Consider the following 14,527-nt stretch of genomic DNA (forward strand, 5'->3'; position numbering starts at 1 on the left):
TAAAATCTCAAATCGTAAATTCTTTCACCTCCAATTCACATACAACGGTTTCTCCATCCACGGAAACTTGACCGGAGAAATACTCCAGGGAATGGAATCCAGCAATATATCGTAAGACTTTTCCTCTACCGTCAATTGCCACAATTCTCCCGTATCCGCCATTACTCCGTTACGGATCAGGAAACTCCCCCGGAAACCGTCTACAGAAGTACCTTTCATCACACTCCAGTTACCCATAGCTCCTTTTAACAAAGAATCCAGCACCTCTTTTTCCTCCGAAGTCAATTCCACCGATAGCGGTAAAGGCTCTTCCGGACGATATGCCGTCAATAATTTATTCAGAGCCAGCTCCGTTTCCGCGAATTCCGTCTGACCGAATACCAGATACTGTATGGCAAACATGGCCCGGACCCGGGCCGCCCCATCCATAAAAGCCCCTTTTTCCGTCATTTTCAGCAAATCGAATAAACGGGGAAAATAAGGTGCCAATATAATTGCTCCGGCATTCGCCACATAAATCCGTTCTTCCTCTTTCCGGGAATCGGGTAACTTCCACCGGTTTTTGTTCCCACGGGATTCCCGTACATGTTTTCCAGCTGCATCCGCTTCCCGCCCATTTCCGGAAATATTCCTATCTTCCGGCGCGTCTTTTACATCTCTTGTTTTCATATCCGTATGGTTTAGTTGTATTTCGTCATTCTGTTTTTCCTCCCGCTTCACCATTTCCACGGCTTCCTCCATTTTTTGCTCCTCTTCTATTATTTTCTCCCAGTGTACGGACAAATACGACTGTCTTCTGATTTGCCGGTAAATTTCAATTCGTTGTGCAAGAGTCCATCGGTCCGCCATTTTACTCAAAAAACGCCTTAGTATTTCCGGATACGAAAACATCCGGATATCGGAATAAGAAATGCATAATAAACCCAACAACCATTCTCCGTCATTTTCTTCGCCTCCTACCTTCCTTTTCAGGTATATAACCTCTTCCACCGCCCGCCGCATAGCCGGAGAACCGATACACACCAGACATTTCCGTAACAATTCCGGGCTTGCTTTCAGCATTTCCTCCAAACTGCTTCGCTCCCCGGGAGACAAAACGGATATCTTCCGCCGTAAAAAATCCGGCGAACGGGCCACAATCTCCCGAATCAGATCCACTTCTTTTTTCAACAAAGCCTCCCGCCAAGCCGCTTCCAACAAACGTTCCGAGTCCTGCAAACGGATTCCGATCTTTCGTAAAAGGTCTGCAACGGCCTTTCTTCCATACTCTTTTACCAAAAAATCCGCTAATCCCTCCACAACCTGCATCTGCCGGTATAACCTCTTTACACTCACCACAGACGATCCTATAAAATCCCACAATAATTTTTTATAATTCCGGATAAATACGACCGTATCCGTTTGCTTATACATTGCCCATAATTCGCAAAGGACTTCTGTTCCTGCTTTTTCCAATACCTTTACCGTCATCTCCGGACACATCATCAATTCCTTCAATTTTCTACCGGTATCCCGGGAAGCTGCCTCCCGTTCTTTTTCCGATTCCAACCGCTCATTTCTTCGCTGTTCATCCAGCCACTCCTTCAACACCTCAGCTACCCCCTGTGAAAACCCGGTCTTCCGGTCTGCCAGCGCCCTATAGAAATAGAGTACCAAATCGTTAGCAGCCAAATTATAATGCGCGGCAATCTGCCCCAAAACCGAACGTACAAACTGACGTCGGCTGAAAGCCGATACCGGAGCACTCAAAATCATGATAAAAATAAACTCCCATTTCAACACCCGGAATTCCTCCCCTCCTTTTCCTTCCAGCATTCCTTTCTCCTTTTCCCGGTCCAGGGTACGGGCATACGAAACGACGAATGTACTCTCGGCCGGAATCACGACCCGGACCAACCGGTAAATTCCGGCTTCAGGCAAAGCCCCTAATAATTGTCTTGCCGTCCGGGGATGTAACAAAACGGATTTCAGGTATTCCGTTTCCCGTTCGGTAGGTATCCGATAAGCAAAGGCTTCCGCTATTTTTAAAATTTCGCTCTCCGTCTGTTCTTTATACAATTGCTGTAACACGACCCGCAAATCTGCCGGAACATCTTCCTGATCGGTACAGAGATATACCAACAGACACAACGGATCGATATTATAATGAGCGGCAATACGCCGGATCACTTCCAGCACAAAGCGTTTCCGGTGAAAAACAGACATCGGGGCACTCAGCAAAACCTGAAATAAAAATTCCCACTTTAAAACCCGGAACTCACTGCCGGCTTTTCCTTCCAGCATCCCTTTTTCCTTTTCCTGTTCCAACCGGCGGGCATACGAAATGACAAAACGGCTTTCCGTAGGTATGACAACCTCCGTCAGGCGGTAAATATCCTCCTCCTTCATCGGTTGCAACAAACGGCGGCATAAAACAGGATCCGACAACAATTTCCGCAGATCATCCGCAGACTCGTATGCACCGTTTTCCTCTATTACCTTTTGCCATTTTCCGGTATCTCCCTGCATTTTTTCAGCCTCTTCTCTCCTGATCTCGGCCAGTATCACCGATAATTCCGGCAAAATCAACCACCCGGATATCATTTTTTTCAATCCGGTCGTCAACAAAACGAGCAAATAAAAAAACTTTAAATTAAAACGGGAAGCCAGTTCCGTTATCGTTTGCCTCACCAACTGTTTCCGACTGAAAAAACCTCTTCCGTCGTAAAGCAAATAAGCCCATACCACCTCCCAAACGACATTCCGGTAGTCTCCCAACGTAATCTCCGGACGCCGTAAACGAGGCCAGGAGCTAATCAGACTACGAGTATATACTTTAATAAATACAGCTTCGGAAGGCTCTGTCACCTCTACAACTTTTTCCAGTTCCCGGTCTCTGAACTGCAACACCAAACGACGGCGTAATTCCACCTTTTCGCCGTAATAGCGCAAAGCCTTTCCCAGCTCATGCCCCTCCCTGTCGATTACAATTTCAAGCAAACGTCTCAAATCCCGGTATTCTTCGGGCATATCTGCCGGTAAACCGCCATACAATAAAAAATACAGCAGAGCCTGCAAACCGTCCTTGCGCAAGGAAACGATATTCACATCACGTCCTTCCCGGTGGCGGATCAAATCATAAAAAACGTCCCCCAACTTTTCTTCCAACGCTTTCGGAAACCGTTCATAAAACTCGTCCTCCGGTAACACACCTAAATCCAGTTCCATTCTTCCGACCCGAATCACCTCTTCATCCGAGTCATAACGACTCAACACCCGGTCCATGACCTCCTCCACCCCCGTATGGCAAAACATATCCCAACGCCCGTACAATTCCCGTGCAAACCGGGAATCTTCCACGCTAAAATCCAGCTTTATGTCATGAATCGTAATCATTCCTGTTAATTTTAGATTTACGATTTTAAATCACCCTTACAAACCTGCCTGATTCATAGAAAAATCATAAATCAATTCTAATATGCTTACAAACCTTATAACACTATTTCCAATCTTTCTCTTCTCACTTTCTTCAATTTTAAATCCATTCTTTCTACGTACTCTTACCAGTCAACTTTTCCCCAATCGTAAATCAAAAATCATCATTCCCTTCCTTTCCAACTTCCTCCATCAATTTAAAATCTAAAATCTACAATTTAAAATCCCTCCTCCCCCTGTCCGGCCAATACCTCCCTTAATTTTTGAGCTTCGGCACTCCCGCTCTCTCCTGCCGCCAATGCTTTCCGCCAATCGTAATAAGCCCTTTCGAACTGCCACATCTCCACAGCCCCTCTCCATTGAAAATGAACATTCAAATGGGCCGGTAACCGGCTACATACCAACTTTTCACACTCTTTTCTGAACCGAAGATCTGCCATTCGTACCGACCATCCCGGAAACACGACAGTTACGACAAAATTCTCGCTTTCCGGTACTGCAGGATTTTCCATCTCCTTTCCGTTTGCTTTTCTCAACAGCAAATGTTCAACAACATACATACTCTCACTTTTCTGATTCAACATAATCAGAAAACGCCGCAAACAACCGGCCGTCTCCTCGAGCTCTTCCTGCGAATCGAACCGCCCCAGATTTATCCATTCTCCCCGTTGCGTATGATGAAACACCAACAAACGATCAAGATATTGAGGTATATTCAGAATATGGTAATTTTCCGGCCGTACACCTTCCCGAAACAATCCCTCGAATAATAAATTATAATGCAACAGCGATAATTTATCCTTCAATACCAGATAATCGGCATTTGTATAAGCTTTTTCAGGCATATTTACCGGCTCCATATACTCCGGCTTCAAAATATCCTCTGCCACCAAATCATGACTCAGCAATCCCATCGGCCGGCTATAAAAATAATCGTCCTCCACCAACCGGAGATTGTACATCGGAAATACATTCACAACGGGCTTTTCCACCGTCATTTCCCACCCCAGCAAACTGCCTACATAAGCTTTGATTCCCGGTACATTCTCGGGATCGACATTTCCCAAATCCACCCCCTTGTATCGGCTTCGTCCCCATTCCGGTATCCGTTTTAAAAAACCGAAACGCCTCCCCAGGCTCTCCACCTCTGTTTCTTCGTAATAGTCATACTCTTTCAACCATCCGGGATTACTATCCTCTCCGTATATACCTTCCCACACTTCCAACATACTCTCCTTCTGCCTGAAAAATCTATTTTTAGTATATCCGGCATCCTTCAGTTTCTGTTCATCGGTTAATACGTCCCACATCCCACCCGGTACATCGACTCCGACTGTCCCCTCTCCCAGTAAGTCGTCTTCTATCGACATCAACTGCGGTAAATTTTCCAACTCTTTCAATCCCCGGGCAAATACTTCGTCATACAACAACATATACCCCTTCAACTGCTTTGCCTGTGCCTTCCGCAATTCCGGTTCCCCGGGAGCCACTCCCCAATTATTGATCCCATAACATTCCGGAAAATCATGCTGCACACTGTTATGATCATACATCTGCCGGAAAGTGCCCTGTGGAAAAGATTGTAACTCCGACAAATTTTCCGTACGATTCTGCCGGCCATAATACCGGATATAACGGGCATAAAGCAAAGAAGGCAATACCGATAAATCCGTTTTCATCAAACCGCCTCCCGACCACAGCTTCACTCCGGCTTTCTCTTTATTATCCGGAATCTCTACTGTATAGGAATTTACCGGATCAGTCACGGGAATAATATCCGGATAAACCTGTTCCCCATCTGTAAAACCCAATGATCTCACAACTTCCACGCCCTCCAGATTCATCAAGCGCCGAAACAGCACCGCCACGGAATAACGAGTCGGTAAATCCTGCAACGAACTCTCGTCGATAGCCCAATATCTCAATTCCGGACCATCCAATAACTCGTCGGGTTTTCTCCCTTCTGCCAACAATTCTTCTATTCCCCGATAACGGACACCACCCATAAAAAAATGCTGAGCCTCCAGGTAAATATCCGCTAAAACCTGTAAAGCATTCGCCCCTGCCTTTAATTCGATATCTCCGGTTAATTTCAAAGGCTTACGCGTAATAAATCTGACTTCCCGCAATCCTTCGCAAAGATTACGATAAGCATTGAAAATCCTCACAATCTGCCGCTGTACTTCTTCCCGGCAACACACTGAAGCCAAAGGCGACAACTCTGCCAAAACTTCATACCATCCCCGTTCTTTCGTCGGATAAATCCACACATTATCCAACTTATCGATACGATCGATAAATAATTTCCGGTAATCGACAGGTGTCACCGGATCAACCGGAAACACCCGAAGCGGTGAAAACAAACCGAAACGCTCCGGAACAAAAGATTGTTTTTCTGCCACCAAATAATCTTCCGAAGGAAAACGCAAACGATAATCCAACTCCGTAAGACCGTAATTTAATATATCGCTGATCGTTATCCCCGGATCGTGAGGATTAAAATCAGTCCATACCTCTCCGGCAGCAGCTTGTAACCGTTCCAACGATTTCTCCTGTAACTGCCGGTAAAGAGTATTTTCCGCCTCTCTCCGGTTTATATAAAGCTCATCTTTCATTTTCTCCTGCTTAATACCCTAACACCTAAAGTCTTCGGCCCTCTTCATACTCTCGAACCTTTTATTTCAATCCAAAATCTAAAATTCCAGCCACATTCCTTTTTAAAAAACACAAACACATAAAACTCCGCCCCAATCGTTAATCTAAAATCATAAATCTAAAATCGTAAATCAAAACACCTCATTCTCCCATATAATAATCCTGCCATAATTCCGTAATCCGGAAACGTATCACCGCCTCTCTTCCGTAATTACACCGGCTACGCATCTGTAACCGCCAGGCCTTTCCTTCCTGATGCCAGCGAAACTTCAAACGGTTGAAATGCATACCGAACCAGGATTGACGATAATAGACCTTTTTATGTTCCCCATAGCATTGTATGGCCGTTGCTTCTGTTAAAGCATATTTACCTTTGCCTTTACGTCCGCATCCGGCTACAATGCGATAAGCCCGGCAACCCGACGGATTAGCTTCATCCTCGTCCGTAACATCATACCATTTCCCATCTGCAAGCACCTCCCCGCAACGATAATTTCCCAAAAAACCGGCAGCTGATACAGTACCGGACACTTCGACATCACCGTTCAATGAGATCTTCCGGTCCGGAAAAAGAGTCAATAACGGAATATCATCCCCTCCTATACTCAATTCCAGAGCTTCCCGTTTACGATCGACCCGAATTTCCCACAAAGGTTTATCGTCCAGAATACCGGAATAAAATTCCAATACCGGACTGTTTTCCTCCAAAGGAGAAAGCTGCAATCCGTTACCTTCCGTACGATTCATGCCATCATCCACAATGTTCAGCATAGAATCCACCAAATCCCCGAACTGACTGCCGGTAGGCATTTTCCCATTACTGAAATAACCTTTCAATGTTTCCCTGTTCGCTTTAGCCATAATCCAGTTTTAATACGTTATGCTTTCCTCCGTTACATCCACCTTATCTTATAATAAATGTTTCTTCTACACCTATTTCTCCGATACCGGCCTCCGGACGCCATATATCCTCTTTATCCGTACGGATCAAATGTACCGGTGCAGGCACAGGAATTCCCCAGGCACAAGAAGCCCCGATCTTTTGATCACCGTCCGACTGATCACCGACTTCACCCAAACGGTATAACTTTCTACCTTCCCGGCACACCTGCAACACCGATAAACCGTGTAAAACCGATACTCCTTCATCTTCCATAATCCGGTTTTTCAGTTCCTGTAAACCGAAACGATAACCGAATACCGGTATACCGTCACTGTTTTTCCAAGGTACAATCAAATCATCGATACGCCTTCGTAACCGAAGTATCGTCTCTGCCGCACTCCATCCCGGTCCGATCCCGATATTACATCTTACCTTCATCTCTTCGTACAGGGGATTTATAGCGTCAACCTGCACAAAAGCTCCGGCCAAAGGCTGTAAAAAACGTTCGATCTCCAATAACAAATCATGAGTACAAAGCGGAAAACCCACGCCGTTTTGTAACCGGGGAACAACTGCCAAAGTGACAATTCCCTGCCTGTTCATATATTTACTATCCAATCCCGGCAAACATTTCACTTTAGCGACTTGAGGAAACTGTTCCATAATGCGGTCCTCAAAATCCCGGGGAGTTACAACCCGGTTTCGGTGACGAATCCGATGGATCATCCTGATTTTTAAAGTCTCTTCATCTTCTTCTTTTCGGCCTCCCTTACCGGATACTATTTGGCGGATATCAGCCACTCCCGGTATGTTTCTGACGGCAGCTGTAATTGTTCCTTCCGGTAATTCTCCATCCCATTCCCAGTCTGAATCGACAGTATCCGTATCTAAAACAGCCTCTACGACATTTGTATAAAACCCTTTTACCGCAACCTGCTTAATGACATCACAACCGAACTGTGCCCCCAGCCAAAATATGCCGTTTTCGTCCAGCCAATCTTCTGCCACCGGGACGGGTAACAACAATTCGACAATTCCGCTGCTGATAAATCCACCCGTCGTATCCCGGACAAGCGCGTCCGGAGTTAACCTGATCCAGTTTTCTTTTTGCCGGATATACCAAACCGGGGAAAGATTCTGCCTTTCGTCGTCCCGAAGATCGATTTCCTGTCTCACAGCGGCTATATCCACAAAAAAACGAATCCGGTCTATTCCGACAGCTTTCGTAAATCCAAACAACAGATTCCCCGCTTCCCCCAAACGTTTCGCCAAATAAAAAGGGGCATCCGAGCCGATACTCTCCAAAGTCGAAAATCCCATCGAATCCATATAAAACAAACGAATATTTCCCCTGTTCTGACCGGCCGTAAAATAAAGCTCTTCTTCCGACTCATAGCTTACTTCCACCGATTCTATCAACGGAGATACCGGTAGCGCAGGTGCAGGCAAAGGACGTTTACGATGAGCATTTGCAATCATCACCTCTGCAAATAAAGTATGATACAATGCATGCCCGAAACCCATTTCCGGCTCATCCAGCACCATCCGAAAGAAACCGGACGACGACATTCCATAAGCATAACGATCTTCATTCCCTCCTACAACAGGTATATTACCGTCCGGAGACCAACTTACCCGGCTTTCCTCCGGTAAAGTACCTTTTGCTGTCGAATATCCGTCTCCCGGAGAACCGAACAGCCCCTGTATCCCAACCTGATCCGATTTCCATTTCTTTCCGTCCAGCCACTCCGTCCTCACCCGGAAAGAATAATTGTCGATCTGCTGCCCATATTCCCGGTAGTGTCCGTAAAAACCTTCCGGTCCGGAAGGCAATTGCAACCATTTACAATACAAATTCACTTTCTGTAAAGGTTTCACAGCCATCTCATAACTACCGAAAACAACCTGAGCTCCCCGCGCAGGCTGTACACCGAAAGGATAAAAAGGAGTAGAGGTATCCAACTCCCCGATATTATTGTATAATTTCAACGTTGAAAGTCCTGCTACTTCTACATTCAACTTTACCCGGTTGCATTTTACAGCAGACATCCAACTATAGGGAAAAAGCCACGCCTCCGGATTCATCCGGATACGTAACACAGGCCATTGTGTCTGTACACCATGTAACGAAATATCTCCACTGGCTGTTGCAGGAAACTCCTTATCCAAACAAAACAACAGACTAATACACTGCTTATCCCGGAATGTCGCCACATATTCTTCAATATGCTCCCAACCGATTCCCGTCGTAATATCGAGACAGAAAGCATCTTTCAATAACTTGACAACCGATTCCCCGGACTTTTCCTCCGCACCTTCCGTTACCTGATTCAATATCTTCTGAAAATATCCGCTCCCCTCTTCTGTGAGGTAAAACGACACCGTCAATCTCCGCCTTCCTTCACGTAACAACAGCATGGAAGAACAAATCATCAACCCCATTTCCAAACGGGAATCGGATGCCTCCCCGAATAGTTTCTGATGATCGCCGATATCTTCCAGATCTATTGTATTCTGCGATATGGCGGTCACAAATTCCAGGCGGGCAGCCGGATAGCGTTCCCCGTCCTTTTCTTGGAAAAAAGAACGCAACTGCGCTAATTTCATATCTTCTACGACAACTTCTTCCACACTTCGGTAACACACCGCTCCTCCCCCCTTATTTTTACCGGCAACAAAAGCAGTTGCTTCGGGTATGACAACACAACCGGAACCCGGAACGCGCACAACGGACAACCAAACCCGATCGGGTACAATTCCCCGGCACCCGGCATGTAAAATCTCCCGGAAATAAAAATCCGGCCAGGTTTGCCAACGGGCATTAAAACGGTTTGCAATCTCTTCGTAATTCCGCAGGAAAGAATCCAGCAAAGCCGCAGCAGGATCATTCTCTCCGCATGTCCGGATTTCTTCCCGGTAACGTTCGTAATTCACCTGAAGTTTCCTCACCGCTCCTAAAAGAGCATAGAATGATTTTTTCAATTCATCTTTTTCCTCCGGTAAACGGAATTTTGTCCGGGAAGACAAATCTTTTGCCAACTGCAAACGAGGATAATACACCAACCGCAATTCCCAATCATCCAAACGCCCCATTAATTCTTTCGCCAGCTTGAGCATCATCTCCGGTTGCCTTCTCCCCGACTTCAGAAAACGATTTTCAAGTTCGTGAATATCTGTCCTTTCAATCTCCGATAAGATTGCCAAAGGCTGATAACGAAACAATTCCCGCCAATATCCTTCCGGCTGATTTTTCAAATTGTAATAGCGGATACTCCCGGCCATATCCATCACCCGCCCCATCAGCACCCGATAATCGTCTTCAATCATAGCAACCCGGCAAGGAATATCTTTCCTCCCTTCAAACTGCCGCCGATCCGTTCCATCCGTATACCAAAGTGTATTCATAATCCAAATTCTTAAACTTACCAACCATCAAACCCGCATACCACTTATCCTTCCATCAATAAATCGTAAATCAAAAACTTCTCTTGCTTCTTTTCAAACCCACCAATAAATCCCCTCCCTCAATCGTAAATCAAAAATCACAAATCGTAAATCCTACAACGCCGTTCCCTCCCGCAAATAGAAAGGAAATACCATATTCGAACGCGAATTTGTACGTCTCACCGTATAATCCAGACAAATAATCAAAACTCCGTCGTATATCGATTCCAGATCGAAAGCCACCTCGTTCAGAGTTACCCGCGGCTCATACATCAATACGGTATCGGCAATCAACTCTTTCAACAAAGTCTGATTTGTAACAGTCATCTCTTCGTGTACGAAACGGTATATCCCACAACCGAAATCAAACCGGTGTACCCGCTCTCCCGGACGCGTTGCCAACAGAATATGCAGGCTTTGTCCGATATCCTCTTCCTCCGTCACCATTGTGCTCGGTAAAGCTTCCCTTCTGAACTCCGGCGGAAAACTCCATCCTTTTCCCAAAAACGACTTATTCATCATAATCTATCCGTAAAACAATATTTCAACTTAAAATCAGAATAGCTCTGTGCTTCTAAAACTCTTTGCCTGTATTTCAATTTTAAATCTAAAATCTAAAATTTTAAATCCCCAACCACCATACTTTACCCAAATCCCCAACCATACGCCCCATACCCAATCGTAAATCTAAAATCTAAAATTCCCTCTGCCTCTCACATCCCCAATACCTATCACCCTCCACTTAATCATAAATCAAAAATCGTAAATCGTAAATCACAACTCCCCCTTCATCCTCCAATCTGCACCGTCGGACACCCCACTGTAATCACCCCGCCATGAGCCGTCTGATCACCCATCCGGGCCGCCGGTTTTCCGCAAATCATCACCGTTGCCGATCCTTTAACGATTACATCCGGCGGCCCTACACACACGCAATTATCTCCCATCACCGCCGCCGGTATTTTTCCGATCAGAACCGTAGGCGCTCCCGGTCCGATCACAGGCCCTCCCACATGCGGTATAGGAGAAGGAAAAGCCGGTGTCTGCATCGGACAAGTATGCATATCTGTCAATCTCGCTGCCGGTGGCATAATATTTATATACTTTTTATATTACAACTGTGCTGTACGTTCCACTCCAAAAGGCCCAGCATGTTTCAGTGTAGCTTCCTCACTTTCAACTTGATACCCGAGAAAAATAGCTTTTCTGGGGTCCTTGCAATCTTTTAAAAATACATCATAAAATCCGTCCACTTCAATCATGTCATGTTTTTGAATAAAAGGTAACAAAGACTTCTTTTCAAATGACAATCCATGTTCAGCGAAAGCGTTTGTTGTATCTTCTTCTCCTTGATGCTTATAAACATGTTTATCCAAATCCTTCATCGTTTTTATTATAGGTGGTTTCTTTACATTACCGCTCTCAATTGCTTTCTTTGTTTGTAACAAATCACTCACACGGTGATCTCTAATCACTTTACCCACCGAAATCTGCCGTCGGCGAATGCTCTGCATTGCCTGACACACTCTTTGTACATACTTTTGTTCCATTGTAATTCTCTATTCTGCTAGTTTATCATCACCATACCCCCTTTTACGGTCGTCTGTCCGGAAGCCGACAGTTCAGCCGTAGCATTTCCTTTCGCCGTAAATCCGGTCTTTGCGGTGGCTTTCACATTCATTCCATCCAACTCGACATCAGCTTTAGCTGCCATACTGATTTTCCCCGTAGCTTCTCCGGAAATATCCTGTTTTGCTTTCAACACAATCTTACCCGCCGAATTCAGTGTAATACCGTCTTTATCCATGATAATCTCATTTTTATTCTGATCCGCCAGCTTGATTTGCGTCCCGTCGTCATCGATGACAATACTGTTCTTACCCGGTGTTTCCAACGTGATGATCTTCTTTTCCTCATCGAACTCCAGCTTCATTTTTTCTTTGGTCACTACGGCTTTCTTATAATTCTCCGCTTTCAATTCATAAGGAGGCAATTGCTTGCTACTGTACATACTACCTAAAACTACCGGATGAACCGGATCGTTATTGAAAAAACCGACAACGACCTCATCGCCCACCTCGGGTACAAAAAAACTACCGATACCGTTCCCCGCATACAGATGAGCCAACCGGGCCCATACGTCATTTTTATTTCCGTTCAGCAAAGGCAACTCCACCAAAATCCGCTGTTCTTTGGCCGGATCCTCATCCAGTTTTTTCACTTTACCGATATGTAACCCTTCTATTCCCGGCAGCCACCCCGAAGCAGGAGGAGCCACCACATCCATCTCTTCCGTAATTCCTTCGGGAGCTAAGCCCATTTCCGCCTTCGTAGTCCACACGTGATTGCGAACGACATGCTCTACCGAACCGATATAAGCATTCCCGTTAAACCGCTCCCCCAATCCGGCCAACTCGATAATACACCCCGGCACAGCCGCCGCATTACCATGAAACGTTATCTGCCCCCGAAACCGGGCCAATCCGGTCTTCTGTGCCAAACCGTCCACCCAGGCCTGCAAAGCCCCACTTTCCGTCGGAGCATCCGTTTGCAGTAACAATTTATCTTCTCCCGCCAATTCCGTATAATCGATATTCCCTTGCTTATTCAAAACAGGAGCAGAAGAAGTAACCGTTACAACTTTTTGCTGAGTAGGATCCCAGCTTACAGCCTCCACTGCCGGTACCTGTTCCGTTGCCGATACTCCTCCGTTAAAACCGATCAAGTCCACACCGTAAGTCACCGTCAAAACAGCTTTAGCACCCGGATCGGGTTTCCTAACCGACACCTTACCGTCTCTCATCACTACCAACATACCATTAGCATCCGCACGGGACAAAGCGAAATCCCAATCCGAGGAATAATACTGTACTAAAGCAGCATGCTTGAAATCCGTTGCTTTCACATCTACCGACCCATAAGCTCCCAGCACCTCCGAGATAATTTCACTGTCTTTCATTTTTTCAAAAACCTTATTTTTGCGTACCAATGTAGCTGTAAACAAATCGTCCCGACATTCGACAACCATCCGGGAACGCCGGTTGGGAGCAATATCCAGATTCAAACTCACCACCTTTCCGGTAAAAACCGTTTTCTCCTCTTCCTTTCTGCCTAAATCCAATCTTACGGTAGCCCCCGGCTTAAATACCGCAACATCAGCTTCTTTGAAAGTCCGGGCCGCCATATCCCCGGCCTCGAACCACAATGTCGCCTTTCCGATCCGGTTCACCCCCAAACGTACCTCCGCCTCCGTCAACCGGAACTTCTCACCGACTTTCTTTCCTTCGCTATACACCGTATAACAAAGTACTTCATCCTTATATTTTGCAGGAGAATCAGCCATCTTTCCTCAAATGTGGAAACAACAATAGTGTCCCGGGTTTTATCCGCCTGAAACCACAGAGTCCGTTTATCTTGGCTACCTCATCTACCAAAGTCGAATCCCCGTATATTTTCTGACACAACATAGCAATCGAATCCCCGTCTTTCAAAGTCACCAAATGCGACATATCGGGAGACTGGTTATTAGCCAGTTTTACAGCTTTCTCCGCACTGACAAACTGAATAAAAGTCAAATTTACCTTGGCCCGTAACGGAACTCCTTCCGGCGTAAACAATCCGAACGTTGTCTGCATCTCCTTCAACCGGCCTTTGAAAAGAAATGTCCCCCAAGCTACCTGCACATACGAAGGTTCATGCTTATCCCCATTATACTGGTAAACGATACTATCGAGTTGTTTTAGCTTACTCTCGATCGTATCGCTGTCTTTCGTTCCCTCTATCGCACCCGTACAATCAAAACTAAAATCGAGTATAAGCTCTTCATTCTGCTGTCCTGTAAACGCAGGCGACTGTACATTCTGCCCTCCTTCCTGTCCGGTTTCGTATTTTATTCCTTTTTTCCCTTTGTATTCCTTAGGCACAATCTGCACCACCATATTCCCGATCTCATTCTTAAAATTCTTATCGGAATACCCCGTCAATTTCATCTTTTCCATAATACATCAGTCTAAAAACGTTCATATAAATTTTAGATTTACGATTCTGGATTTTAGATTGAACCCACAATCCCCCCCCCTACAAAAAAGAGAAAACGGTAAATCAAAATCCACAATATAAAAGGTTGATACA

At 45.5% G+C, this 14,527-nt stretch carries 9 protein-coding genes; all 9 read right to left on the minus strand.

The genetic code is table 11. The annotated features are described in order from the left end of the window. Positions 1-24: 24 nt before the first annotated feature. The 9 genes from BN8908_RS06640 to BN8908_RS06680 all read right to left on the minus strand — a co-directional run bounded on the left by BN8908_RS06640 (position 25) and on the right by BN8908_RS06680 (position 14,394). The gene (locus tag BN8908_RS06640) at positions 25-3,375 is read right to left on the minus strand and encodes a contractile injection system tape measure protein (protein ID WP_068689807.1); all 3,351 of its coding nucleotides are present in this window, start codon (positions 3,373-3,375) and stop codon (positions 25-27) included. Between the two features lie 257 nt (positions 3,376-3,632). Then, positions 3,633-6,029: a hypothetical protein gene (locus BN8908_RS06645; RefSeq protein WP_068689808.1), complete on the minus strand. Its 2,397-nt coding sequence runs from the start codon at positions 6,027-6,029 to the stop codon at positions 3,633-3,635. A 181-nt stretch (positions 6,030-6,210) separates the two neighbouring features. Continuing rightward, a complete protein-coding gene (locus BN8908_RS06650; RefSeq protein ID WP_068689810.1) occupies positions 6,211-6,930 on the minus strand; it encodes a hypothetical protein in 720 nt (239 codons plus the stop codon). A 43-nt stretch (positions 6,931-6,973) separates the two neighbouring features. Beyond that, complete coding sequence (locus BN8908_RS06655) at positions 6,974-10,357, minus strand: baseplate J/gp47 family protein (protein WP_068689812.1); 3,384 nt, start codon at positions 10,355-10,357, stop codon at positions 6,974-6,976. A 153-nt stretch (positions 10,358-10,510) separates the two neighbouring features. Beyond that, positions 10,511-10,918, minus strand: coding sequence for a GPW/gp25 family protein (locus BN8908_RS06660; protein WP_068689814.1), 408 nt, complete (start codon positions 10,916-10,918; stop codon positions 10,511-10,513). 266 nt (positions 10,919-11,184) lie between these two features. Continuing rightward, on the minus strand, positions 11,185-11,487 hold the full coding sequence (locus tag BN8908_RS06665; RefSeq protein ID WP_068689816.1) for a PAAR domain-containing protein: 303 nt from the start codon (positions 11,485-11,487) through the stop codon (positions 11,185-11,187). Positions 11,488-11,508: 21 nt separating this feature from the next. After that, positions 11,509-11,946, minus strand: a complete 438-nt coding sequence (locus BN8908_RS06670; RefSeq protein WP_068689818.1) for a hypothetical protein — start codon at positions 11,944-11,946, stop codon at positions 11,509-11,511. Positions 11,947-11,963: 17 nt separating this feature from the next. Next, positions 11,964-13,739, minus strand: coding sequence for a type VI secretion system tip protein VgrG (vgrG, locus tag BN8908_RS06675; protein WP_068689820.1), 1,776 nt, complete (start codon positions 13,737-13,739; stop codon positions 11,964-11,966). Next, positions 13,732-14,394, minus strand: a complete 663-nt coding sequence (locus BN8908_RS06680) for a CIS tube protein (RefSeq protein WP_021987706.1) — start codon at positions 14,392-14,394, stop codon at positions 13,732-13,734. The genes vgrG and BN8908_RS06680 overlap by 8 nt, the downstream gene beginning before the upstream one ends. Positions 14,395-14,527: the final 133 nt, after the last annotated feature.

It is taken from the genome of Culturomica massiliensis, assembly GCF_900091655.1.
Classification (GTDB): Bacteria; Bacteroidota; Bacteroidia; order Bacteroidales; family Marinifilaceae; genus Culturomica; species Culturomica massiliensis.

Excerpts from the sequence above, each read along its gene's own strand:
- BN8908_RS06640 (WP_068689807.1), bottom strand. The coding sequence starts at position 3,375 with ATGATTACGATTCATGACATAAAGCTGGATTTTAGCGTGGAAGATTCC.
- BN8908_RS06645 (WP_068689808.1), bottom strand. The coding sequence starts at position 6,029 with ATGAAAGATGAGCTTTATATAAACCGGAGAGAGGCGGAAAATACTCTT.
- BN8908_RS06650 (WP_068689810.1), bottom strand. The coding sequence starts at position 6,930 with ATGGCTAAAGCGAACAGGGAAACATTGAAAGGTTATTTCAGTAATGGG.
- BN8908_RS06655 (WP_068689812.1), bottom strand. The coding sequence starts at position 10,357 with ATGAATACACTTTGGTATACGGATGGAACGGATCGGCGGCAGTTTGAA.
- BN8908_RS06660 (WP_068689814.1), bottom strand. The coding sequence starts at position 10,918 with ATGATGAATAAGTCGTTTTTGGGAAAAGGATGGAGTTTTCCGCCGGAG.
- BN8908_RS06665 (WP_068689816.1), bottom strand. The coding sequence starts at position 11,487 with ATGCCACCGGCAGCGAGATTGACAGATATGCATACTTGTCCGATGCAG.
- BN8908_RS06670 (WP_068689818.1), bottom strand. The coding sequence starts at position 11,946 with ATGGAACAAAAGTATGTACAAAGAGTGTGTCAGGCAATGCAGAGCATT.
- vgrG (WP_068689820.1), bottom strand. The coding sequence starts at position 13,739 with ATGGCTGATTCTCCTGCAAAATATAAGGATGAAGTACTTTGTTATACG.
- BN8908_RS06680 (WP_021987706.1), bottom strand. The coding sequence starts at position 14,394 with ATGGAAAAGATGAAATTGACGGGGTATTCCGATAAGAATTTTAAGAAT.